The 23,131-nt window shown below is 40.3% G+C and carries 21 protein-coding genes; 13 read left to right on the top strand and 8 right to left on the bottom strand.

Annotated features, from left to right (window positions below):
• Positions 1 to 120 precede the first annotated feature (120 nt).
• Both M23134_RS40425 and M23134_RS05245 read right to left on the bottom strand, forming a co-directional pair.
• On the bottom strand, positions 121 to 315 hold the full coding sequence (locus M23134_RS40425) for a reverse transcriptase domain-containing protein (protein ID WP_198144985.1): 195 nt from the start codon (positions 313 to 315) through the stop codon (positions 121 to 123).
• A 437-nt stretch (positions 316 to 752) separates the two neighbouring features.
• Positions 753 to 3,263: a COR domain-containing protein gene (locus M23134_RS05245; RefSeq protein ID WP_002694398.1), complete on the bottom strand. Its 2,511-nt coding sequence runs from the start codon at positions 3,261 to 3,263 to the stop codon at positions 753 to 755.
• 251 nt (positions 3,264 to 3,514) lie between these two features.
• Between M23134_RS05245 and M23134_RS05250 the strand changes: the two genes are divergently transcribed.
• The 4 genes from M23134_RS05250 to M23134_RS05265 all read left to right on the top strand — a co-directional run bounded on the left by M23134_RS05250 (position 3,515) and on the right by M23134_RS05265 (position 11,091).
• A complete protein-coding gene (locus M23134_RS05250; RefSeq protein WP_002694399.1) occupies positions 3,515 to 4,345 on the top strand; it encodes an acyl-CoA thioesterase in 831 nt (276 codons plus the stop codon).
• A 515-nt stretch (positions 4,346 to 4,860) separates the two neighbouring features.
• Positions 4,861 to 5,880, top strand: a complete 1,020-nt coding sequence (locus tag M23134_RS05255; RefSeq protein WP_002694402.1) for a hypothetical protein — start codon at positions 4,861 to 4,863, stop codon at positions 5,878 to 5,880.
• A gap of 28 nt (positions 5,881 to 5,908) precedes the next feature.
• A complete protein-coding gene (locus M23134_RS05260) occupies positions 5,909 to 8,884 on the top strand; it encodes a WD40 repeat domain-containing protein (RefSeq protein WP_045113057.1) in 2,976 nt (991 codons plus the stop codon).
• A 344-nt stretch (positions 8,885 to 9,228) separates the two neighbouring features.
• Entirely contained in the window at positions 9,229 to 11,091 is a 1,863-nt protein-coding gene (locus M23134_RS05265; protein ID WP_002694405.1) for a T9SS type A sorting domain-containing protein, read from the top strand.
• A gap of 50 nt (positions 11,092 to 11,141) precedes the next feature.
• Here M23134_RS05265 and M23134_RS05270 read toward each other — a convergent pair whose 3' ends face one another.
• The 4 genes from M23134_RS05270 to M23134_RS05285 form a co-directional block, all read right to left on the bottom strand.
• Positions 11,142 to 11,681: an NUDIX hydrolase gene (locus M23134_RS05270; protein WP_002694406.1), complete on the bottom strand. Its 540-nt coding sequence runs from the start codon at positions 11,679 to 11,681 to the stop codon at positions 11,142 to 11,144.
• Between the two features lie 111 nt (positions 11,682 to 11,792).
• Entirely contained in the window at positions 11,793 to 12,134 is a 342-nt protein-coding gene (locus M23134_RS05275) for a hypothetical protein (RefSeq protein WP_002694408.1), read from the bottom strand.
• A gap of 7 nt (positions 12,135 to 12,141) precedes the next feature.
• Positions 12,142 to 13,074: a hypothetical protein gene (locus tag M23134_RS05280; protein ID WP_002694409.1), complete on the bottom strand. Its 933-nt coding sequence runs from the start codon at positions 13,072 to 13,074 to the stop codon at positions 12,142 to 12,144.
• A 241-nt stretch (positions 13,075 to 13,315) separates the two neighbouring features.
• Positions 13,316 to 14,005 carry a hypothetical protein gene (locus M23134_RS05285; RefSeq protein ID WP_157558354.1) on the bottom strand — a complete coding sequence of 230 codons (690 nt, stop codon included), beginning with the start codon at positions 14,003 to 14,005 and terminating at the stop codon, positions 13,316 to 13,318.
• Between the two features lie 413 nt (positions 14,006 to 14,418).
• Here M23134_RS05285 and M23134_RS37550 point away from each other — a divergent pair, with 413 nt between their 5' ends.
• Both M23134_RS37550 and M23134_RS05295 read left to right on the top strand, forming a co-directional pair.
• On the top strand, positions 14,419 to 15,042 hold the full coding sequence (locus tag M23134_RS37550; RefSeq protein ID WP_053337249.1) for a hypothetical protein: 624 nt from the start codon (positions 14,419 to 14,421) through the stop codon (positions 15,040 to 15,042).
• A 264-nt stretch (positions 15,043 to 15,306) separates the two neighbouring features.
• Positions 15,307 to 15,693, top strand: a complete 387-nt coding sequence (locus M23134_RS05295; protein WP_002694414.1) for a DUF1987 domain-containing protein — start codon at positions 15,307 to 15,309, stop codon at positions 15,691 to 15,693.
• 33 nt (positions 15,694 to 15,726) lie between these two features.
• Here the strand turns inward: M23134_RS05295 and M23134_RS05300 are convergent, their stop codons facing one another.
• Positions 15,727 to 16,344 carry a leucine-rich repeat domain-containing protein gene (locus tag M23134_RS05300; protein ID WP_002694415.1) on the bottom strand — a complete coding sequence of 206 codons (618 nt, stop codon included), beginning with the start codon at positions 16,342 to 16,344 and terminating at the stop codon, positions 15,727 to 15,729.
• 125 nt (positions 16,345 to 16,469) lie between these two features.
• Positions 16,470 to 17,057 carry a phospholipid scramblase-related protein gene (locus tag M23134_RS05305; RefSeq protein WP_002694416.1) on the bottom strand — a complete coding sequence of 196 codons (588 nt, stop codon included), beginning with the start codon at positions 17,055 to 17,057 and terminating at the stop codon, positions 16,470 to 16,472.
• Between the two features lie 362 nt (positions 17,058 to 17,419).
• On the opposite strand from M23134_RS05305, the gene M23134_RS05310 reads away from it, so the two are divergent.
• The 7 genes from M23134_RS05310 (at position 17,420) to truB (ending at position 22,983) form a co-directional block, all read left to right on the top strand.
• Positions 17,420 to 17,959 (top strand): RNA polymerase sigma factor, encoded by a 540-nt coding sequence (locus M23134_RS05310; protein WP_002694417.1) that lies wholly within the window; start codon positions 17,420 to 17,422, stop codon positions 17,957 to 17,959.
• Between the two features lie 3 nt (positions 17,960 to 17,962).
• On the top strand, positions 17,963 to 18,805 hold the full coding sequence (locus M23134_RS05315) for a hypothetical protein (protein WP_002694419.1): 843 nt from the start codon (positions 17,963 to 17,965) through the stop codon (positions 18,803 to 18,805).
• Positions 18,806 to 19,028: 223 nt separating this feature from the next.
• Positions 19,029 to 19,937, top strand: a complete 909-nt coding sequence (locus M23134_RS05325) for a cell division protein FtsX (RefSeq protein ID WP_232296780.1) — start codon at positions 19,029 to 19,031, stop codon at positions 19,935 to 19,937.
• A 179-nt stretch (positions 19,938 to 20,116) separates the two neighbouring features.
• Positions 20,117 to 20,560, top strand: a complete 444-nt coding sequence (locus tag M23134_RS05330) for a hypothetical protein (protein WP_002694423.1) — start codon at positions 20,117 to 20,119, stop codon at positions 20,558 to 20,560.
• Between the two features lie 263 nt (positions 20,561 to 20,823).
• Positions 20,824 to 21,093 carry a DUF3098 domain-containing protein gene (locus tag M23134_RS05335; protein WP_002694426.1) on the top strand — a complete coding sequence of 90 codons (270 nt, stop codon included), beginning with the start codon at positions 20,824 to 20,826 and terminating at the stop codon, positions 21,091 to 21,093.
• A gap of 105 nt (positions 21,094 to 21,198) precedes the next feature.
• Entirely contained in the window at positions 21,199 to 21,993 is a 795-nt protein-coding gene (locus tag M23134_RS05340) for an undecaprenyl-diphosphate phosphatase (protein WP_002694427.1), read from the top strand.
• A gap of 255 nt (positions 21,994 to 22,248) precedes the next feature.
• On the top strand, positions 22,249 to 22,983 hold the full coding sequence (gene truB, locus M23134_RS05345; protein ID WP_002694428.1) for a tRNA pseudouridine(55) synthase TruB: 735 nt from the start codon (positions 22,249 to 22,251) through the stop codon (positions 22,981 to 22,983).
• Positions 22,984 to 23,131 lie beyond the last annotated feature (148 nt).

Raw genomic sequence — 23,131 nt, forward strand, 5'->3', positions numbered from 1 at the left:
CTTCAAATGTATGTTTGTAGCATTTTTCATGATGCAAACCTAGCTAAATAATATCCTAAATGCAACATTGTTGTATATGCAATATTGATGCATTTTTGACTCTGTTTAGTTTTCAATCATTTATTTGGCAGGAAAAAGTGGGAGAAGTGTTGAGCTCTTTAGTAGATATTGATGGTTGATTTTATCGAAGCAATTACTGATGTCTGCATCCAAAACACATGCAGATTTTTTATTGATGCCGCAGAAAATCGCTTTGATAGCATCTTGGGGAGAGCGATCTGGACGGAACCCATAAGAATGAAGGGCAAGTCGGATTTTCTATGCTGGTTCCAATGCTAGTTTAAGTAAAGTTTGCTTGGCTTTTTCCTGTATAGTGGGTATATCCCATGGGTAGGCTGTTCAAAATTAGGTGACTTCTTCCCCTCATTTTTTCTTAATTTCTGTAGTAAATACCAAAGCAAATTCACCCAAAAAACACCCTTTCCACCTCAGTTGTGTGTTTTCACCAACCGAGCGATACCCCGAAAAACAGCGTTTAAGCGTAGATTCGTGTCGGTGTGTTACGCGACCGAGGAGAATGGCGTTTAATGACGTTTTTTGAAAATTGATTGGGCTCTGAATAAAATAGCCCCATATTGAGTAAATAAATTCGCCATAATAATTAAGGATGGCTTAAAACTTTGGGGCACTTTTTTAAAACTTGGAACAGCCTACCTGACAGGTGTTAATTACTTGTCACTTCTCTCTAGAGTTTAGCCTCTAGTTCCCCTATAAGCCCTGCTCACCCAAACTTTGAGCTGCTCAGTATATTGATAGTCGCTCATTCCTTCGTGCATAAATTTATTACGGAGTACATTCAAATCGCGGTCTTGTTTGCCCAATTGATCTGCTGCGGCAAAAAACTCAGAAATTTGATCCGTGTCAATCAAATGCAATAAGCGCTTGAGTGAAGCAGGTTGGTTTGTAATGCCGTGTAGCAGGTCGGCAATAGCCATGCGGGTACGATTGCGGCAACGAATGTGCGTGTCGCCATCTTGCAAACAGTTTTGCAGGTGTTGGTAGTCAAAGTTGTCCGTTTTGCCTGTAGTGCAAACTTCACAAGGGCAAGGAATCTTCTCGTGTAGCAAGTCTTTGCCCAAATGCAATTGTCGGTGGAGGTAGTCAAAATGTTGGCGAACAGAGCTCAATAGTTCGCTGGTCTGATTGCCCCAAATGGCTATTTGAATGGTTTTGATTGCAGGCACATCGTTTAAAGTGATCAAAGCCTGACTTTGATCAGCCTTAAGTACTACCCCGTTTTTCCAGAAAAGCTGTGCTTTGATTAAATAATGTATTCGACAAATAAATCGACTGAATATGCCTTTAGGCATAAACTCATAGTGGTACTCAAACCGCAAAACATTTGACAAAGGTGGGGTGTTGTCGGGCCGCGCAACAGGGGCAGGCGCCGATACCGGAAGACGTTCAGGCACAATGTATTCATCGGTGTTATTCAGGCGAAAGACGAGCTCAAACCGCTCCATAATGCCCAACAAAAAATGATGTTTATCGTCGAAACAAGCCTCATTCCAAACCTCATCTAGTTGTTCGTGGGTAAATTTTCCCTGTTCGAGAATCAAAGGGTGGTCGAGCAGTTGGTAAGCGGCTTTAGTAGCCCATTCGGGCTTAAGTACCACTGTATCTTTGAGTGCGGGGGCGTCTTTGAAGTGTAAAATTACCCCAATATCGTGGAGTTGCTGCGCTAAAAAACGCGCATCTTCGCGGCTCAGTCCTTGTTCTTGGCAAACACGCATATAGTCTTTGTGTCCCATGTAATCATCCGGGCGGTTTTCCAGGGTTTCGCGCACCGCAAAACGATCTTTGTTCCATATCTCATGGGTGTTGGGCAGTTTGAGTAGTTCATTTACCACCACTTGGCGCAAAGCCTCGATGCTTTCTCCTGTTTTGCACGAGGTTTTTACAAAATCTATAATGTTAGGAAATGCTTTGCGCCAGTTTTGGCGGTTAATATCAGTGTGGTACTCGTCTATCTTATTTTGCACTACAATAATAGGCGCTTTGTCTGATAACAGCGTAACAATATGGAGCCAATAATTAAATTTAGACTGGGCTTCGTCTTTGCGGGCGTCCCATACAAACACATATACCGAGTTTTTGGTTAGAAAAAACTGGTGGGTACCATAGTTGATCTCTTGCCCGGCAAAGTCCCAAATATTTGCCACAAAATTTACTGCCTTGTCTTCACGTTTTGCGTTGGGCAGCTTCCAATGCTTGATTTGGATGCCCTTGGTGCTTTTTCTGCCTTCCCGAAATTCATAGTTGGGTTGACTGAGCGCTTCGGTAAGTTCGGTTTTGCCTACTTCGCCTACTCCCACAAAAATAAGCTTGGCTTCATTGAGTTCGCGTCGTTTGGTTTTTTTGTTCACCGACACCAAGTAGTTTTTTATACCTTCTAAGCCTTGCTTAAGTATTTCAGCGGGTATATTGTTGAGCATATTGCCACCCAGGTTCAGGGTTTCTAAAGCAGGCAAAGCCTCCAGCCAGGGCAAAGAAACCTGCTCGATTTGGTTGAACCTAAGGTCTAGGTAAGTGAGCTGCTCTGTGATGCTTTTGGGAATTATTACTTCGGTGATTTGATTGTAAGAGAGCCAAATTGTACGCAAACGACGGCATTTGGGCAGGGCAAATACCTGAGCAATTCTATTATTCATCAGGCTTAATCTCTTGAGCTGGTGCAATCCTGTCAAAGCTTCTACATTGTCGATCTGGTTGGTGTCTAAAAACAACTCCTCTAGTTGAGTAAGGGCGGCAATGGGTTCTATTTCAGTAATTTGATTGTGGCTTGCCAACAGGTATGTAAGCTTGGGTAGGTTTTCTAATGCCTTAAGACTCATGAGTTGGTTGTGCCCTATATCCAGGTGCTTGAGCATTTGAAGAGGTAACAAAGGTTGCAGGCTTTTGATGCTCCAGGGAGCTTCACTGTTGCCTTGAGCAATGAGTGTATGCAAGCAAGGAGGCAAATAAGCGGGTAGTTGGGTAAGGTGGTTAGGGGCTTGGGTATTGCTGGAAAAAACCAAGGGAAATCTTTCTTCTACAACATCATTTACCCAATTGCTCGAAAAGTTCAATACCCTTACATCGATACATTTTGCCAACAACTTTAGTTCAGGCTCGGTACCCCTCAGCCCACAGTTGCCCAAGTCAAGCACTGGTTTTTTAAGTTCGATACTTTCAAGAATGAGTTGCTCAGCAAGTGTGCCCATACAGGTAATTTTATTGAATTGGTTCAAGCATTTAGAGGGGCAATATAAGCATAAACCTTAAACAAGTTCGATAAAAAGAATAGTAGAAAAAGACGATGAGCAGTGGGCTTTTAAAGGCACTTTGGGGAAGGCAAGTTAGTTTACACCCATTAGGATATGAAAAAGTCTAACTTTAGCTTACTTTTGCGCCCTTGGTAATATTACAACCTGGTGAGTAATGACTGTATACCGCCTGCAAAAAATAAAGAAATATGATAGAGAAACTGAAGCCCGAAAAGATCGAACAAAATATTTATAGAGGGGCAGCCTTTGGCACAGAAAAAGGAACCGTTTTTGGTGGTTTTGCTTTGGCACAAGCCTTGTATGCCTGCGGAATGACCGTGCCCGAAGACCGCTCTTTGCACTCGCTCCATTCATACTTCATTTTACCGGGCGATGCGACCGCTCCTATAGTATATGATATTGACCGCATCCGCGACGGTAGGAGTTTTACTACACGGCGAGTAGTAGCCATCCAGCACGGCAGACCCATTTTTAACCTATCAGCATCGTTTCAAATCAGCGAAGAAGGCCTAAGCCACCAAGTGAGCAAACCAGCCGTGCCCGTTCCCGAAAACTTTCGCCCTACTTATGAACTGGCAGCTAAAGATGATTCCCCTGCCCGTTTTTGGGTCAATTATATTACCCAACAAATTCGTCCGCTTGATTTTAGAATTGTACAACCCATTGACCGTGAACAGTTTCCAATAAAAAAACACGTATGGTTTAAGGCAGATCAAGCCTTAGGCGACGATTTATTGTTGCATCAAGCAGTACTGGCGTGTGCCTCTGACTATACTTTTTTGAGTTCTTCGCTAGAGCCTCACCTTAAGCAAAACCCCAAGCTTAAGTTTCGCCTGGCTACCATCGATCATTCGGTTTGGTTGCACCGCCCTTTTCGGGTAGACGAATGGCTCTTGTTTAGCCACGAAAGCCACAATGCGTATGGTGCACGAGGCTTCAACCAAGGACATATTTATGCGCAGGATGGTGCTTTGGTAGCTTCGCTCACTCAAGAAAACCTCATGCGGGTAGTGGAGTAGTGGGTTGGGTATTATAGGTTCAAGGTATAAGCGATAAGCTTCAAGTGGTGTTATAGCTTCAAGGTATAAGCGACAAGCTTCAAGTGGTATTATAGCTTCGAGGTATAAGCGACAAGGTTCAAGTGGTGTCATAGCTTCAAGGTATAAGCAACTGTAAGTCCACTTGTATGCATTGGTGCCTGTAAGGGCTTATGACCAATGCTGGCGTAACTGTGTTGAGCTCACTACGTTAAGGATTGAGTATCAAAAAAACAGACGCCTGAGCCATCTGCAACAGGCTAAAGCTAATGGCTAAAAGCTTTGTGAAGGAAATAGTATTGGGTTTGTAGCTTGCAACTTTTGCCTGTCGTATACCTTCTTTTTTCGAAAAAACTTTTGTATATTTAATTCACTCATTTTAAAGCATTTAAGATTCAATATTTGGGAACGTTGAAAAATAAATTGTAAAAAATACTCCAGTGCAAACCACCACCTTTGTATAGCTAATCAAACAAGTAAACTAATAAGGTGTATTTATGAGTAAGTTTAGTGAACCCATTTCTGACGAATATTGCGTAGAGCTGCTGGAAAGCAAGCAATACGATGCAATATTGAGGGAATACCAGGGTTACATCAGAGAGAAAGTAGAAGCTTACCTAAGGGGGTTTCCTTATTACAACCAATTCAAGGATGACTTTTTTCAGGAGGTATACTTACATTTATACTCCAGCTCTTTGCCCAGCCCTTCGTTTTTAAAAGCCTGTAAAAAAGGTATCTCTTTTAAGTTTTATTTGGCAAAATCTGTTCGCAACAAGCTCAATACACTATTGGCACAGGAAAAAAACAAACGCGAAAAAATTGTTTCGGTTAACAACCTGTTTGGAAGCGAAGAAGAAGAGCGCAACGACCGGAGCCACAACCTGATGCCTGATAAAAGTTATAAGAACCAAACCGAATCGCAAGATTTATTAGGACAACTTAAAACAATGTTTGGAGGCTTCCTTACCTCATTTTTGGCAACCTTTCCTAAAATTGGCTATAAACTCATTTTACTGTTAAAGCTTCAGGCAAGAGCTATCATTACCGAGTTTGACTTGTTGAACTGCTTCCCTGGAATGAAAACTCAGGACATGAAAAAGTTGCAGGAAGCCTTGGGTGAAGATGCCGACTATCGACACAAAGAAGACCGTGACTTGTTTCACATCATTCATCCTTACTTTCAGAAGTACCGCCAGGAAAAAGGGTCACCTCAAGCGATTCAGCGGTGGGTAAACCAGCACATAAGTGGCGATAAATATAAAAAGGGAATAATAGATGACCTGGAGATCAAAGATGGTGAACAGGTGTTTAGAATCAACGATAAAAAACTTTTTGCTGATTTCTTATATGAATACTTTAGTACCTCTAGCGACCATTCAGCACAAGCCGCCAACACTGTCGAAGAAGAGCCAGAGCCTAAGGTGATTGCCCTCAAGCCCAGAACAAGCGCTTCGGCAAAACGACAGATCATCGGAAGAAAATTTTCGCTTGCTGCATTAAGAATAAGTATTAGCTGATTAATTGAAAAAAGCAAAAACATTGAAAATGAAACGCAATTTAGCCATAAATAAAAAACCCAAAAAGCCCGATCCTGTAGCCCTTGATAAGGCGATTAAGGAGGAGTTTTTTGATGGTGAGCATCTCAACGATGCCGGAACCACGCTATATGTGGAGGCTATGCTTATTGATCGTCGCTCAGATTTGCCACAGGTAATGCAAGACCATGTAGCTCATTGTGCGGCTTGTCAGCGTGAAGTATATGAGTTTTATCAATTTATGCAAGACGAAGATGTGAGTAATTCTTCGGTGCACGCTTTTCTCGATGAGCACAAACAATCGCTTAAGCCTGCAAGTATGGTAAGCAAGGGTTTAGGCAAACGAATTAGAAACATAGCTGCTGCCGTGGTAGTTTTGGGAACTATAGGTTGGTTGATGTTACAAAACCCATCAAAGGCTGATCAATCGATGATTTCAAAAATAGAAACGCCTTTTATCAACCAATCAATCAATGTGCAGTTTGACGAACTAGACGTAAGCAATGAAGAAGCTAAAACCATCAAGTTAGAAGATGGCACCATTATAAATATTCCAGCCTATAGCTTTGTTGATAAAAAAGGGAAACCCATCAAGGGTAAAGTGAAAATTGAGTACAGGGAATTACACAATACTGCAGACATTATAGCCAGTGGCATACCATTAGAGCAAGATAGTCTTGGAGTTACAAACAACCTTGAGACTGCCGGAATGTTTGAGATTAGAGGCAAAAAAGGCAAAGAGCCTGTATACATAGCTCAAGGCAAAAACATTGATATTCAGTTTGCTTCCCGTCACGACGGCAATGGTTTCAACCATTATTACCTCGAAGACGGCACTCAACCACTGACCCTTAATTATTTGCGTACTAATCAGGCAGGCATCATTCCAGGGGCTTTTGCCCAAAGCAGTACTGCCAAGGTATCGCCCCAGTGGCAATGGATTGGAGCCTCAGCAATTACCTCCAAAATAATTGTAGAAAAACGTATCCAAGAGGCAAAAACTTATAAAAAAGTTGACAAGCAACGCATAGATTCTCTGAAAGAAGTAATTGCCCAAATGAAGTCTAAACACCATACCGACTCAATAGAGTACATTGAAAAACTGTTGGCACAACAAAAGAAAGACTTAGCACAAGAGCAGAAGGCAAAAGCAGACTATTTTCAGTTAGACTTTAATATGGAAAAAAACCCACACCTGGAGTTTTTCAAAGATGTGGTTTGGCAATATATTGGAGAAAACAAAGAGCAAAGCCCTACCAAACGTAACAGTTGGGTATTTAACGAAAAGTGGGACGATATTAAATTGACAAGTCTTAAGTACCTCCCGGTGTCACTTACAGGGCACAAAGCAGCTGTATTTTCGGTAAACTTCTCGCCCGATAGCAGGTATGTAGTATCCGCTTCGGCCGATGCCACCGCAAAAATATGGGACAACCAGGGGAGACTTGTGCAAACCCTTATAGGGCATAGCAAAGCCGTAACCAAGGCGTTGTTTTCTCCAGATGGGCAAAAAGTGTTGACTGCTTCCGACGATTTTACGGCAAAGCTTTGGAATAAACAAGGCAATTTGCTGGCAAATCTCAGCGGGCACAAAGGCAAAGTATTGAGTATTGACTTTTCGGCAAATGGCAAGCTAATTTTAACCGCAGCAGCAGACAACACCATCAAGTTATGGAACAATCAGGGGCGTTTACTGCATACTATGCAGCACAAATACGCCCTGAAAGAAGCCCGGTTTGCTCCTAACAGCAAAAATGTGCTGAGCGTGTCTAAAAAAGGCCCAGTCAAGATTTGGTACATAGATGGTAAACTACTACATACACTAGAGGGAGATCATAACTCAGTAGGGGTGTCTAAAGATAGCAAATATTTGGTAACCACTTCTGTAATATCGGAAACAGGTTCAGGGGTTTGGTCAAGCGATGGCGAACTATTACATAGCATCAAAGGGTCAGCTAATCAGGCTATATTTTCAAACGATGGCACCCACCTTATTACCATTGCCAATCGTACTGCACACTTGTTTTCTATTTATCAGAAAGGGGTACGTACCGTATTGATTAAAAACATGGGAGGAAGCTATAAAGGCAAAGGACACCTGCAAAAGATCAATAACATTCAGTTTTCGCCCAGTCAGCACGCCATTGTTACCGCGTCTGACGATTATCTGGCAAAGATTTGGGATGGAAGCGGTAACTTTCGCTATAATCTAAGGGGGCATACCAACAAGGTAAACCACGCTACGTTTTCGCCCAATGGTTTGCATATAGCGACTGCTTCGGCAGACAATACTGTAAAACTTTGGGTAGAAACTTCTCAAAAAGACATTTACGAATTAGAATTGATCAAAGAAAGAAGGGTAGTAGAAACCAACGGTCGAAGGGTGGAAATAAGGGGTAAAAACTTTGTAACGATTGTAAGAAAAGCTACTTCAGACGAAATTCCTGAGGAACTTCAAACCAAAGGGTTGGTACATAAGTCGTTTACCCAAAACAAAGACTTGTCGGATATGATTGCCAGGTATGAGCAAGCCGTCAAACAAAAAGCCAACAAGCAACGCGAATTAAAGGCAAAAAAACCTAAAGTAAGGGCTAAAGTGTTGAGAAGTTTTACCGTCAGAAGATTTGGTGTGTATGGTGCTCACCGAGTATTCAAGATGGAGGAAAACATCATTTGTAAAGCCGAATTTGACTTTGGACCTGGGGTAGATCATCAAGACGAAAACATTAAAGTATACCTGATTACAGGGGAGCAGGGAACAGCAGTAGTGCCTTATACCCAAAGAAGTTGGCATCGTTTTCAGTTTGATCCAAATATGGCAAATAAATTGATTGCTATATTACCCAACGACCGCCTGGCAGTGATCGAGAAAAGGGAGTTTGCCAATATAGATGTCGACAAGGTTGATCAGGCAGGCAGTTATACTTTTAAATTGCACCCACGTCCTATACAGTCTAAGCAAGACCTGGACTTTGTGCTTAACTAAATTTGTAAACTTTTACTAAAACTATATATAATCCATACTATTTTAATGAGTGCTTGTTTGAATACATTTTAAACAAGCACTTCACCAAAAACGGGCAGAAGCTTTCAGACTTTCTGCCCGTTTTTTATTGCCCACATTTTGGCTTCTCATACCTGAAATAGCACTATACCGTTAGCATTTTTCATTCTTATTCTTGCTTACATCCAATCTAACTCAATACCCTTAAATGTTCAATTGTTTTTTGATAATATTCTGCTATATTTGCCGGCTATTTTTTTATAAATATTTGAGGGATAGGTAGTTATACTGATATTACTGCTAACGTTACAAAATATAATTACTAAATGAAGTTACATTTTATTTATTTAAGAAACCATTACATCATCACCACAAAATTAATTGCAAGTATTTTACTGATTACCCAAGCATTGGGTGTAGCACAAAACCCCATGGGTTGGCAAAAGCTAGGCAACAAAATTAAAGGAAGCTTAGGCAACGAGAATGCAGGCAAAACGGTGGCTATGTCTGCCGATGGTTTAACTGTAGTTATGGGGTCGCCCGATTACGACCAAAAAGGCAATGACCGAGGAAGGGTAGTGGTGTATGCCTGGGATAAGGATAAAAATGACTGGCAACAAAAAGGCAAATCTATCATTGGCGAGGCTAGAGTAGACCAGGCTGGGCGAACCTTGGCTATATCGGGCAACGGCACACGGTTGATTGTAGGAGCACCAGGCAATGACGGCAATGGAGAGAGCAGCGGACACGCCAGGGTGTATCAATGGAATGATTTGGCGCAAGCCTGGCAACAATTAGGCGCTGCTATAGAAGGCATACGCTTTGGCGATAGAGCGGGCTATTCGGTAGACATAGCCGCCAATGGCAATGTAGTGGCAGTGGCAGCAAGGCTCCACAATGGCAAAAACGGGAGCAATAGTGGGCATACCAGGTTGTTTGAATGGAACGAAACAAAGGAGAACTGGCAACTACTTGGTACTGCTATAGACGGAGAGGCGGCAAGCGATGGCGTATCTGACTATGCTATAGCCTTGTCAGCCACTGGGCAAAGGGTAGCTATAGGCGTGAGTGCCAACGATGGCAATGGTACCAACAGTGGACATACCCGTATTTTTGAATGGAACCAAACAAGTAGCCACTGGCAACAACTGGGTGCCGACATAGATGGTGCAGCCAGGGGCGATTTATCGGGCTATGCGGTAGACCTTTCGGCAGATGGCACAGTGGTGGCCATTGGTTCGCCTGCCAACGATGACCAGGGGAGCAACAGCGGGCATACCCGTATCTACAAGTGGAATGGTACCGTCTGGCAGCTTTTGGGCAATCCCATTACCGGAGAAGCTGCCCGTGACAATGCTGGGGCAGCAGTGGCTTTATCAGCCAATGGTTTAACGGTGGTTGTGGGTGCCCCCGAAAACGATGGCAATGGAGAAGATAGCGGTCAAGTACGGGTGTATGAGTGGAGCAACACCGTGGCAGGTTGGGTGCAACTAGCGGGCGATATTGATGGCGATACCGCAGGAGACTTTTTAGGCAATTCGGTGGCAGTGTCGGCAGATGGCACTATAGTAGCTACCGGGGTGCCATTTAGCGATGACATAGGGCTCAATAATGGAGCATTACTGGCTTATAGATTGATGAACCCAGCTTTAGCTACTTTGCTGCATTCGTTCAAAGTACAACAAACAAGCGCACAAACGGTGTTGCTAAGTTGGATAATGAATGCTGCTCATTACCTGAAGGGTTTTATGGTAGAAGCCAGTTACGATGGAGGTAGTTTTGAAGCAGTAGGTTTTGTGCCTATTCACCAAGGTGGGCAGCCTTATTATCAGTATCAATTACCCATTTCCAGAGGAAAGTATTACCGCATCAGGCAAATGAGCCAACAAGGAAGTGAGCAGGTATCTCAATGGCAAACGCTTACTTCTACCCCTTATGCCTATACTATGCAGTTGTCGCCCAACCCTTGCCAAGGCAGGGTAAGCCTGCGGGTGAACCTCCCAGGGAAAAGTTTTAAACTCATGGTGTACAATCTACAGGGGGTAACATTGCTTATCGCCCAAGGTGATTTGTTGGCGCTGAACCAACAGCTCAATAGCGGCTTAAGCCAATGGAAAAATGGCGTGTATCTTTGTCGAGTAATCGCCCAAAAGCAAGTGATACAGCAAAGGTTAGTACTGGAAAGGTAAGCCTGCTTTTTCCCCTGTAGACTTTGATTGTTTTGCAGGGGGAATATTACCTATCCGTTTTTGTCATCGCTTTCGCTGATAAACACCTCATTGGTAGGGTTTTCAAGGGTTTTGAGGTAGCTTTTCAAGGCAAACGTATTAGACTTAAAAGCAAGTTTGTCCCAAGGAATCTTGTTTAGCTCAAATAGTTGAATTGCTACACTTTCTTTGTTTAAACTAAAATCAATATTTTCGAGGCGTGTTAAAAAATGTAACATGACCTGGTTTTTTTGCCGGGCAGTATATACCGAATGCAGGCGTATTATTTGACCACTTAATCCTGTTTCTTCTTTAAGCTCACGCAAAGCTCCAGCGGTTACGCTTTCGTTGAGCTCCATAAAACCTGCAGGCAAGTTCCAGTAGCCCTTGCGTGGTTCTATGCCTCGTTTACAAAGCAATACTTGTTGTTGGTAAACAGGCACACAGCCTACTACCAGCAGTGGGTTTTTGTAATGAATGGCATCACAGGCTTGGCAAGCATATCGTACAAAACTTTCTTGTTCTAAATGAAGGTGGACATTATCTGAACCACATTTACTGCAAAAGTTCATGGTGTATAATTTAAAGTAGGCATTTGTCGCTCTGCCAACCCCGCGAAAGAAACGGGTGGCTGGAGCATCTTAGCAATAAACAGTATTGATTGACCATCAAAAGCCAGCACGTTAAACAATCTCTACATAATGCGATATACCCCCCGATTGGTCACCATCGAGCCATCGCCAGCTAAACTCCAGCGTAAGCAAACCTGCGTCATTTTGTCCAATAGTACCTTCCGATTGCCCACTCATTAGTATGCCTGCCTGCGTAATGCATTGAAACCGCAACATTATTTGATTAGGAGCGGTTTGTTTGCCTACCAATAAACCTGTTTTTACCTCACCACCTTTATAGCTTCCGCGAATGGTGTCACCTTCTTGAAAATAATGGAAAATAGTGTGAGCAGACGATAAGCCCGACTCATTGTGTGTAGTTACAAACCTTTTATTGTCTAAGTTGTAGCGCATCGCATGTTTATTTTTTAAATTGAGTAACTGTTATATCCAGGGTTTTTACCTGAAACAAAGGGTCTACAGCCCGGTTTGTGCCCAACCATTTTTGAAACTTTTCTGGTGTAGTTACTTTAAGCCCGGTAGTATGGTTAGATAACAAGGGCTTCTTGAATGCCTTTTTAGAAAACACAACAAATATACGATTAAACAATTGAGATTTACCTCCAGTAGTCATTATATACTCCATAATCTCATCGGGAGTAGAGTTTTTGAAATAGTCGTAATGTTTCTCAGAAAACAAGGTATACGCCTGATCCGCTTTTACAGGCACAGCGTTTTCGTAAGACTCGTGCATGTTGGGGTAGGGCAGTAATCGGTACACTGTGCCCGACTCTTCCATAAACACGCTCAAGTACCCTTTAGAGGCTGTTTTAAAGTGCATGTACAGTTCTTCACGGCTTTTAAACTGCTCAGTTTTGCATTTGTCAGGGTTGTTATTACAATTCATTGTAAACACCTCAAAATCAACCTTGCTGTCTTTAATCTCACGGGCACTTCCTTTTATTTCACACATCAGCCACAGCTCTTGCCCTCCCTTGGGCTTTTCTCTTACTACCCATTCCATCGTTGTTTTTTTTGTTTTTACCCATTCGCCCTTTACCATAGAGTTGGCAATGGTGTTCATTTTGGTGTTGGTTTTCACCTTTTCACCTGTAATAATATTTTCTACATAGGTACTTGTCCCTTGCACAATCACCCGCCCGTAGGCTGTTTCAAGGGCGTTTATTTTTGCTTGGTCAACCGCCATTCGTTTTACCTCGCCTATACAGTAAGAGTCATTGAGTAAGATTTGTGATTTACCGCCCACAGCAATGGTGCGTTGTGCCTGCAAACTGCTGGCTAGTGTGAGCAGTATGAGGATAAAAAAAGCAGTATGTAAGTGATCGTTTTTCATTGTATGGAAGTTGTTTTAGTGATGCATGAACGGGTTTATTACCCAATAAAAAAAGGTTAGATCTATAAAAGTATCTAACCTCAATATTTAGTAAAAATATAGTGTAAAAGTGTATTGTTGGTTCAAATTTGCATTATTTTTTTATAAAATGGGCTTGGTTTTTTTAGTATATAAGGGGCATACCCTCTTCAAGTTAAATAGCTTATCACAATAAAACCATTTAACCATTCTAACCATCTATTTAGTTCTTCTTTTTCAAGTCATTTACCTCTTTATGAATATCTTCTACCTCTTCTTTCAAAGCCTTCTTCACTTCTTCTTCTACAATCGCTGCGGCTTCTTTTTTGTTGTAAAACAACATTACCTGTACTTCAATGTTTCCATTTTCTACCTTAATACCACGCCTTCTTTTCTTACGACGGACAGTTTCGGTTACCTCACGGTAAATCTTGTAAGTAGGTTCTACATTACGCAAACGGGTAATAATGGTATTTTTGGCAGCAGTTACTACCTTGGTTACAGTTTCTGCTTTGGCTTTGGTTCTTTGGTTGTTGGCTATAGACGTTTTTGCAATAGCTGTTAAATTACTTTCCAGTTGTCCGGCAAGTTGAAGCTTGGCTACCTCCATTGCTTGCATGTTGGCAGCTGCCTGTGAGCCTGCTACTCCATTACCTGCCGCCCAAATATATTTTGCTTTACCGTAATCATCTTCACCAAGTTGTTTTCTCCACGAACGATCCAGCAGTTTTTGCATAGGCAATGATCCAGGGAGAACTCTCCAACCTTCTTTTTTAAATTTACGAGCCTCTCTTCGAGCCATTTTTCCGGCTTTCACTTCACGTTTTTTCACTCGCTGAGCTTGTCCTTCATGCGTAAAAGCTATCAAAGACATCATAAAGATTATAGAGAATAGATGCGCTAATTTTTTCATAATGATTTAATCGGTTATGTGATTTTTACTACTAACAACGCTCCCTTCAGTATACGGTTTATCTTCTTATACATTCATACCCCATCTATATACAACCTACCACTTTATGTAGATCAATACGAAAGAGTTTAGAGGAGGAAAAGGCAACACAAAATAGGTGTTTTATTTGCCTTATGGTGTATACGTTGATGGGTAAACAGATGGCTCAAAAAAGCCAGCTTTTTAACCAAAGAAAGGAGGAGTTTTTGGTGAATTAATTTTTTGCCCAATACCAGCGAAGCAAGCATTAGTGCGTGAACTCAGGTTTTATTACTGTTTCACTTGTTTTTGCCCAGAAGGGGTTTATTTGTAATTGAATAACCATTTCTTTTTTGTTATTTTGTAGTGATTGAAAAACCAAACCCTATAAAATTATGTCCTCCCATCATGTAGTGAGAGATGAGCAAGAGCCAGCCTTGTTTATCATAGAGCCTGAAGCCAGCAATCTGGAGTTTATCCAACAGTTGCTAGAGTGGAGCCCCACCTTGGTAGTGGTAGAGCAAGCCCTTGACCAGGTACTTCAGTGGGGCATCAAGATAGACGTAGTAGTATGCCAAGAGACCAGTTTTGAAAACATTCGTACGCAAACTGCCAACCAATATCCTATAGAAATAATAGCAGTAAATGATAACCTGGTAGAACATGGTTTGAAATACTTATACCACCGCAACCACGTATCAGTCAATATCATTACCCAATTTGATCAAGACTTGGTTAAACGCGATTTTCTGGAAAAAATGGACGTCATTGTGTTTAGTCACGAGTTTAAAGCCTTTTATGTAGCACAAGGTGCCTGGAAAAAGTGGGTCACAGCCGATACTCTCTTCAAAGTATTGCCAATTGCTACCGAAATTCCGCCTCAAACCGAAAACCTAATGCCTTATGTAGATGTTGCGGACCAACCCAACAAGCAATACCTTAAGCCTGAGCATGAAGGTTTTATTCAGGTAAGTCATGATGACCACCCTTTTTGGGTATTTGAGAAAGTAGGGGGGTAAGGTAATTTTAAATAGTCTTTGTTGCCTTGGGGTAGTTTTGCCACTACAACGTAGCCGGAGTAATATCATACAACCTAAGTGGCTTTGTGGGTGTGTTAAGCTCTGTGTTTGGTGATAACTTACATTTACTTTTAATATTGACTTTTAAGGCAATTATTTTTTAAGTAATCTTGCAAAAAAAAGATACTCCTATTGAGGAAGTATAATACAACAACCCTTCATAAATTAGGTTAATTGGGCAAGATTATTAATAATATTTGTGTTATGAAAAGTTTACTCATCGAGTCAACTCCTTATACCCCTAAGGTGTGGCTGGATACAAAAACTAATATTTTTGAAATATCAGGAGAGTCATACAGTGATGATACTGTGGCTTTTTTTGAGCCAATCATGGAGTGGTTGCAAGAGTTTTTGACCAAAAACACCCAACCTATTGAGTTTAATTTTTGCATGAACTATCTCAATACTGGGACTTCTAAAAGGTTTGTGATGATCATTAGTATTTTGGAAGACTACTATAAGTCCTCTAAAGTGTGGACAGAGGTGAATTGGTTTGTGCATACCGACGATGCTGATATAATGACCATTGGAGAAGATTTTCAGGAATATTTTGAGACTATTCCTATAAATATAAAGTTTATCAGGGAGTAAAGACATACTCCCCGATAACTCACCACCCTTGTATTAGGTGTATACCTCACAGTTGGGTAAGTACTGGCGAACCATTGCCAAAGCCCCCTTAGACATCAAGTTACCCTGATATACCAATTCTTTTAATTTAGGTAAACTCTCAAGTTTGGGCATGCCACCCAAAGGGTTGTGCGACAAGTCTAGTGCTATCAGGTTGCTCAATTGTTTAATTTCGGCAGGCAAGCACTGTAGTTGGTTATTACCCAGGTACAGCACCTTTAGCTTGGTTAGTTTGAGTACCTCCATTGGGAACACACTAAACTGGTTAGCAGATAAATTGAGCACCTCCAGTTGCGTAAAACGAGCAATATCAGGGGGTAGCTTGTCTAGTTGATTGTGTGCCAGGTTAAGTTGGGTTAAACCTTGAATAGGGAGTATTTCGGAAGGAAATTCATTGAGTTGAAGGCGGGTAAGGTATAACTTTTTTAACTGACTGATATAAGCTGTTTCCAGTCCGTATTTTATGCATAAGTAAGGATGTTTTCTTAATTCTTGGCTTATCTCCTTGTTAAAGCCTATTTTTTGAGTTAAAATTAATTGAAAAGCAAGCTCTATGCTTGCATCACTTTTTAGCAAAGTCAATATTTTGCTATTGTTTTTCAAAAAAATCATAATTTTATATATGCCTGTATGTCTTACTATGAAATTATATTTCATTATAACGACAAATAATATACTAACTTTTTGAATTAGTTGATTTTACTTTGTGGTGTGTTTAGTTTAACTATTGTTAGATACTATTCATACAGTACCATATCTATACATAACACTGCGGCAAGAATCAATGCCCTTACTGGCTCATTAGGGGGCACTGTTACCATTATCTGAAGCAAGTAGTTGTCAGCACTGGTTAATAGCTCTTTGCTGGCTCCTGCCCACTTTTTACTAATGTTTGCCAAGGTTTGACTGCCTTCTGAAAATACAAATTCCTGGTCATTTGACTTGTTAATCATATAGGTTGCCTCATTGGCTGAGTTGAACACCTCAAAACTGTTTTTCGGTGTTTTTTGTGGCTGAACCCTGCCAATCAGCTGATCGGCAGGGTTGTACACTTCAATGGGGGTAACGTGGGGGTTTATGGTAGCCTTGCGTGTTATATAAAACAAGGTTTCTCCTTCGTTGTCGCTTACTTTCAGGTGAAAACTACTTCTGGTTTTGAAGGGGGTAAAACGAGTGATTTTAGTCAAAAAACTGAGGTTTTCTTCTTGGCAGGTCAGGATAAGCGCCTGTGTCCTGGGGTTGTACACATCATAATTATTGGCTGCCCTGAGCAAGCCCACTTGCTCTTCAATAAAAAACAAATTTTGATTTAAAACTTCGTGCATCTCTATGGCTTTCTTTTGTTTTGAGGGGGCAATAATACATAATTTTGACGAGAGCGAACCCTTTTATGTCTGCCTTATGCCAGTAAATAAATCTGTAATTTACCCAAAATCATTACTTGTATACCTATAATGCACCATTCAACTGTCTAAAGGCTTGTTATTTAAAAAGTAACATTTTATCTTGTGTAGCCGTTTGTTTACTGTAGAGCGAAGTTCTAATAAGTTTACCACAACATAGTGCCTGATGGGAATAAAAGTCACTTCGTAAAAATTTGATAGAAATATTTATTTACTTTTTTTCTCAATATCAGGTTACCATTTTTTCTCGCGTAGTATTTAAACATAAGCGCTGCTTTTACATAATGAGAGATAGTGAAATAATAAAAAGGATTAAACAGGGAGATGAAGGTGCTTTAGATTATCTTTATAAGAAAAATTATAAGATGATGACACGCATGGTTCTAAATAATAATGGAACCGAGGAAGAAGCCAAAGATGTTTACCAGGAATCGGTGATTATTTTTTGGCAAAAAGCCACTAAACAAGATTTTGTGCTTACTTCCAAAATAAGTACTTTTATTTACAGTATTTGCCAAAACCTGTGGCGCAAAGAATTAGAGCGCAAAAGTAGGCTTTCCAATGAGGTGAAAGACGGCAAAGAATATAATACTTTTGATAAGGAAGAACGCGAACTTATTATACACAAGTGTATTAATAGTTTGGGTGACACCTGCAGAAAGGTATTGATGTACTATTACTTTGATGGTATGTCAATGAGTAACATAGCAAAGAAACTTGGTTTTGCTAACTCTGACACCGCCAAAACCAAGAAATACAAATGCAAAAAAGAACTTGATGCATTGATAAAATCAAAATACAAAGCTACTGATTTTTTGGACTGACAAATGATGAACAAATATTTTTACTCAGATAAGATAGAGAACTACATTCTAGGCAATCTTTCCGAAAGTGAAAAAATTGCCTTCGAAGAACTGATTGAGCAAGACCCTGTATTAAAAAATGAGCTCGACTTGCAACAAGAAACGATTCAGTCGATGCAAGACCAACGCAAGGCTCAGCTGAAACATCGCTTGAATAATATTCAGGTAGAACCAGTGTCTTATAGTCTTTCTCGCATCAATTTACTCGAAAGTGTACTTTTGGTAAGTATTGTGGCCACCACCATTACCTTATTTGCCCTTTTTTATGGAACAAAAAGCAATATTTCCGCCGAAAAAGCTGCTCCTGCCAGCTATTACAATGAGCTGAGTTTTGTTCCTTATATCAAGCTAAAGCATACCCCAGTAGCTGAACAACACAAGAAAGAAAAAGTAGTCATTGCTACTATACCTTCTATTTCCCGAATCACCCAAACCCCTCAACATAATTATCAGAATGCGTTGTTGAAAAAAATAAAACAAGAACAACAACTCAAAAAGAAGAACACACCACGTGAGATAGAGGCTCGAAAAGAAGAATCAAGTGGGAGTTCTGCTGCTGTTCCTCAAAACAAAGAGTTGCTCTATCAATATTACAACGATGGCTTATTTTTAACCAATAGCGAGTCTAAAGGCTATCAAATACCCCTAGAGTCACACGGTATCACTAAGCACTATTTATATTACCAAGGCAAGGTATACGAATTAAAGCCTAACCAGGTAGAGCCTGTTCCTCCAAAACAAGTAACCGACCAGAAAATTATTGATCAGGTGAAAAAACGCAAACAAATGTTTTTTGGTGGAGATTAAACGCGCACACACATTTATTTAAAATTTATATATAACAATAAAGCCTTTTGAGTCAAGTAGCTCAAAAGGCTTTTTGTTTTGTATTGCCTAATATTTATGTATTTTTGGCGGCTCTCTTCATAAACATCTTTCTTGAAGTTTTTAAATTGAGTAAAGAACCAATGGTTTTTTACCAAAAAATGAGATGAGTTCATGTACTAACCCTTAAAAACAGTTGGATAAAGTGGTAGCCAAAAACAAGAAAAATAACCGAAAACCACCAAAAAATAAATCTTCCAGACTACAACTTATCAATGTAGTGGTAAGCATTACTACTGCTTTGTTTATGTTGGGTTTGTGTGGGTTGTTAGTGCTCCAGACACATCAATTGGGGCGTTTGATCAAAGAAAACCTGGAAGTGCAGGTTTTTTTGAAAAAAGGTACAACCACTACCCAACAACAACAAGTAAAGGAGCAGTTGTCCAGCAAAAGTTTTGTGGCAAAAAATAATCAACAACCTGCAATTACCTTTGTGTCAAAGGAAGAAGCTGCCCGACAATTGACTGAAAAAGTAGAAGAAAATTTTCAGGAGTTACTCAATGACAATCCATTGCACGATGCTTTTTTGCTAAAAATAAAGCCTGAGTTGTATGAAAAATCTGCCTTGAAAAAAATAAGGGCTGAGTTAGAGCGTATACCCGAAGTGTATGAGGTAAGCATTGTGGAAAACATGGTTAAAGAAATCAATGATAATGTAGCCAAAATAGGCTTGTTCTTTTTAGTGTTTGGTGGGTTTATTATGCTTACAGTGTTTATGTTGATTGATCATATTATCAAGATTTCATTGTTTGCTCAAAGGTTGGTCATCAGAAGCATGCAATTGGTAGGAGCCACCGATGCTTTTATTCGCCAGCCCTTCATTAAGCAGTTTGCTGTTCAAGGAGGCATGAGTGGTGCTTTGGCAAGTATACTTTTGTGGTTATTTTTGCAATACTTACAACTACAAGTCAAAGAGCTGGCAAGTTTATATTCTTTGAGCCACTTTGTAGTATTATCGCTGGGATTGATTAGCTTGGGGGCATTGGTAGGGGTTTGGAGTACTTACCGGGCTACCAACAAGTATTTGCAAATGCCTTTGGATGCGTTGTATTGATCAGTAGGCTTTGTAATAAATTCTGCAAAAATTAAGAATCATTGCTGAATGTTTTAGTAAGTAACACTGTTTGCTCTTATATATTTGCTCAATGGTTTGTGTTGTTTTAACAATCATTGACTGGTTTGCGTTTAATAATTCAGACAGAGAGTTTAAAGACACCAAACCTTTAAGATATTATGAAGCGAATATTCCCAGTTTTTCCTCAGAAATTAAGCCTGACATTAGTATTGGTTACTTTTATGGCATTACCTACCCTGGGGCAACGAAAACTACAGCAGTCGCGTCACACCCGGATACAAATGTCTGGCGTGATTTTGCATAAAGATTGGACAAAATCGACCCAGAGTTATTGCGCCCACAAATCTGACTATCTAGTGATTCGTACCGACAAGGGTAAAGAGATCGTGTTGCAAGGACATGGAAAAAATGTCAAGGGTAAGAAAATGCTTGCTTTTGCAGGTAAAAAGGTAGCAATCGACGGATATATTAAAATCAAAAATATAAAACCCGATCCCAATCAAATATCACAACGTCCGGTAAGTTACCACCCCATCACAGGTAAAAAGTCCGAATCTTTCTCCTGTAAGGTGTTTGTAGTACAAAATATCCGATTGAAGTAAAACTTATGGTATTGTATCAATCATACAAAAGCCTGTGATCCACAAGTGATCACAGGCTTTTTTGTGTATTTGTCCAGCTGTTTTTTTAATTTAAGTTTTTTTAACAAGCCATAATTCAATTCTTTTAGTAGATTTGCAATTGATAATTTTGGGTGTGAGACTTGAGTTGGAAGCTTAAAAACCAAAACCTACCAGGTTTGAGGTGGGTCTTACACCCTTTTACACAAATATACATTGTATCGATAAATTAGCTTATTGAGATTATGGGAGAGAAAAAAGATCAGATGCCGTTTACCCGCGAAAACTATCTGTTAATGTTAGGTGGTATTGCTTTGTTAGTGATTGGTTACCTAGTAATGTCTGCTGATAAAACAGAATTTGGCTTTGGTTTTATGGGACTTACTTTTGGACCTATTTTAGTTTTTTTGGCGTTTATGGTACCTTTTGTCGCTATATTTTTCAATAAGAAAAAGAGCAAAAACCAGCGCGACGAAATGGCAATGAAAAAAGAAGCAGAAAAAACAAATCGTTAGACTCAATTTTCAGCACCCTGATCAAATACAACAACTTTTACTGTTTTTGTTTTAGGTCAGTCATTTCCTCTATTCCAACAAACTTTTTCTGATTTATACTATAATATGACTATAGTACAAAACCTCATTTTGGCAATTATTGAGGGTATTACCGAATTTTTGCCCGTATCTTCCACAGGGCACATGATCATAGCATCTTCTGTTATGGGAATTAATGAAAACACTTTTGTAAAAACCTATGAAGTCTCTATCCAATTTGGAGCTATATTGTCAGTAGTGGTATTGTACTGGCGACGGTTTTTTCAAAGTCTTGATTTTTACTTTAAACTATTTGTAGCTTTTTTGCCTGCAGCAGTGATAGGTTTACTCTTAAACGACTACATAGATATGTTGCTCGAAAGTGTAATAGTAGTAGCGGTAATGCTGGTACTGGGAGGCATTTTGTTGATCTTTGTAGACCGTTGGTTTACTTACGATCCTGAAAAAGACCACGATATTGAGTTAAAATACCCTACAGCGCTTAAGATTGGCTTTTTTCAATGCATTGCTATGATTCCGGGCACCTCTCGTTCGGCGGCTACTATTATAGGGGCTATGACCCAAAAACTTAACCGTAAGCAAGCAGCCGAATTCTCATTCTTTTTGGCGGTACCCACTATGCTTGCTGCAGCGGGTTATAAACTGCTTAAAACCTACAAAGAAAGTCCTGCTGCCATTACCGAAAATATAGAAGCCTTGGTCATAGGCAATGTAGTGGCTTTTGTAGTCGCTCTGTTGGCTATCAAGTTCTTTATTAGTTTCTTGACCAAGTACGGTTTCAAAGTATTTGGTTACTACCGTATTGTAGTAGGGTTGGCTATTCTTATTATGTGGGCAATGGGGGTAAAGCTACAGGTATAAAAACTGCCTTTAGGTATTATGGTATATTTCTAAGGAATGGTGAGCAATTAAATTGCTATTCTTGAGGTAGAGGTTTTGTTTTGAGACGAGGCTATTTTTTGCGCCCATAGCAGCGCTACAGGCAATAACCGATGGCTACAGCTACGCTGTGCCGAGCTCTGCCAACGGCGAAAAATAACGAAGTATCAAGGCGAAAAATCACCTCTCAGAGTGTAAATTTATTTTTGAACCATTCCTAAGTATTGAGTTTCGTTCATGAAAAAAACAAATCTTAACGAGTTGCTCTTCAAAGAAGGGGAGGTGCTATTGTTAGACAAGCCTCTGGAGTGGACATCGTTTGATGTAGTGGCAAAAGTAAGAAATCTGATTCGCAAGAAAGAAGGAAAGGTAAAGGTTGGACACGCTGGTACGCTTGACCCACTTGCTACTGGCTTGTTGATTTTGTGTACTGGCAAAAAAACCAAAACCATTGAGGCATATCAAGCCCAGCAAAAAGAGTATACTGGAGAAATTACGCTGGGTGCTACTACCCCTTCGTTTGATGCAGAGACAGAAGTAAACCAAACTTTTGATATTGCTCATATTGACGAAAGTATGATACAAGAAACAGTACAACGTTTTGTTGGGGATATTGATCAGATTCCTCCTATGTTTTCGGCAGTAAAAGTAGATGGCAAACGGCTGTACAAACACGCTCGCAAAGGGCAAGTAGTAGAAATAGATCCTCGAAAAATAACTATTCACGCATTTGAAATTATTGATATTACCCTGCCTACACTCCGCTTTCGGGTGGTTTGTTCTAAAGGAACGTATATAAGAAGCCTGGCGCGTGATTTTGGTAAAGCAATGAATGCTGGAGCATATTTATCTGCACTCAGGCGAACTAAAATAGGTGATTTTGAGGTAAATGACGCCTATACTGTAGAGGAGTTTATGACTTTATTTGAGCATTTGCAAACCCCTGCAAAGGGGGCGTCTGATGCTAAGTGATGTGTTTGTAATAACTGTTCGTTTTTAGTTTAAATTTCTTTGTCAGGCATCGTTAAAAAATAGCCAAATTAGTTGCGTTGAGCTCCGAATTGAGTTCGGAGTTTAGAAACTCGCCAGAGCAGGTAGACTCTACAGAGTGGTCAATTTT

Source organism: Microscilla marina ATCC 23134 (assembly GCF_000169175.1).
In the GTDB taxonomy this organism is placed as follows: Bacteria; Bacteroidota; Bacteroidia; order Cytophagales; family Microscillaceae; genus Microscilla; species Microscilla marina.

What these genes read in the sequence shown, in the direction of transcription:
- M23134_RS05245 (WP_002694398.1), bottom strand. Translation starts at nt 3,263, where the DNA reads ATGGGCACACTTGCTGAGCAACTCATTCTTGAAAGTATCGAACTTAAA.
- M23134_RS05250 (WP_002694399.1), top strand. Translation starts at nt 3,515, where the DNA reads ATGATAGAGAAACTGAAGCCCGAAAAGATCGAACAAAATATTTATAGA.
- M23134_RS05255 (WP_002694402.1), top strand. Translation starts at nt 4,861, where the DNA reads ATGAGTAAGTTTAGTGAACCCATTTCTGACGAATATTGCGTAGAGCTG.
- M23134_RS05260 (WP_045113057.1), top strand. Translation starts at nt 5,909, where the DNA reads ATGAAACGCAATTTAGCCATAAATAAAAAACCCAAAAAGCCCGATCCT.
- M23134_RS05265 (WP_002694405.1), top strand. Translation starts at nt 9,229, where the DNA reads ATGAAGTTACATTTTATTTATTTAAGAAACCATTACATCATCACCACA.
- M23134_RS05270 (WP_002694406.1), bottom strand. Translation starts at nt 11,681, where the DNA reads ATGAACTTTTGCAGTAAATGTGGTTCAGATAATGTCCACCTTCATTTA.
- M23134_RS05275 (WP_002694408.1), bottom strand. Translation starts at nt 12,134, where the DNA reads ATGCGCTACAACTTAGACAATAAAAGGTTTGTAACTACACACAATGAG.
- M23134_RS05280 (WP_002694409.1), bottom strand. Translation starts at nt 13,074, where the DNA reads ATGAAAAACGATCACTTACATACTGCTTTTTTTATCCTCATACTGCTC.
- M23134_RS05285 (WP_157558354.1), bottom strand. Translation starts at nt 14,005, where the DNA reads ATGAAAAAATTAGCGCATCTATTCTCTATAATCTTTATGATGTCTTTG.
- M23134_RS37550 (WP_053337249.1), top strand. Translation starts at nt 14,419, where the DNA reads ATGTCCTCCCATCATGTAGTGAGAGATGAGCAAGAGCCAGCCTTGTTT.
- M23134_RS05295 (WP_002694414.1), top strand. Translation starts at nt 15,307, where the DNA reads ATGAAAAGTTTACTCATCGAGTCAACTCCTTATACCCCTAAGGTGTGG.
- M23134_RS05300 (WP_002694415.1), bottom strand. Translation starts at nt 16,344, where the DNA reads ATGATTTTTTTGAAAAACAATAGCAAAATATTGACTTTGCTAAAAAGT.
- M23134_RS05305 (WP_002694416.1), bottom strand. Translation starts at nt 17,057, where the DNA reads ATGCACGAAGTTTTAAATCAAAATTTGTTTTTTATTGAAGAGCAAGTG.
- M23134_RS05310 (WP_002694417.1), top strand. Translation starts at nt 17,420, where the DNA reads ATGAGAGATAGTGAAATAATAAAAAGGATTAAACAGGGAGATGAAGGT.
- M23134_RS05315 (WP_002694419.1), top strand. Translation starts at nt 17,963, where the DNA reads ATGATGAACAAATATTTTTACTCAGATAAGATAGAGAACTACATTCTA.
- M23134_RS05330 (WP_002694423.1), top strand. Translation starts at nt 20,117, where the DNA reads ATGAAGCGAATATTCCCAGTTTTTCCTCAGAAATTAAGCCTGACATTA.
- M23134_RS05335 (WP_002694426.1), top strand. Translation starts at nt 20,824, where the DNA reads ATGGGAGAGAAAAAAGATCAGATGCCGTTTACCCGCGAAAACTATCTG.
- M23134_RS05340 (WP_002694427.1), top strand. Translation starts at nt 21,199, where the DNA reads ATGACTATAGTACAAAACCTCATTTTGGCAATTATTGAGGGTATTACC.
- truB (WP_002694428.1), top strand. Translation starts at nt 22,249, where the DNA reads ATGAAAAAAACAAATCTTAACGAGTTGCTCTTCAAAGAAGGGGAGGTG.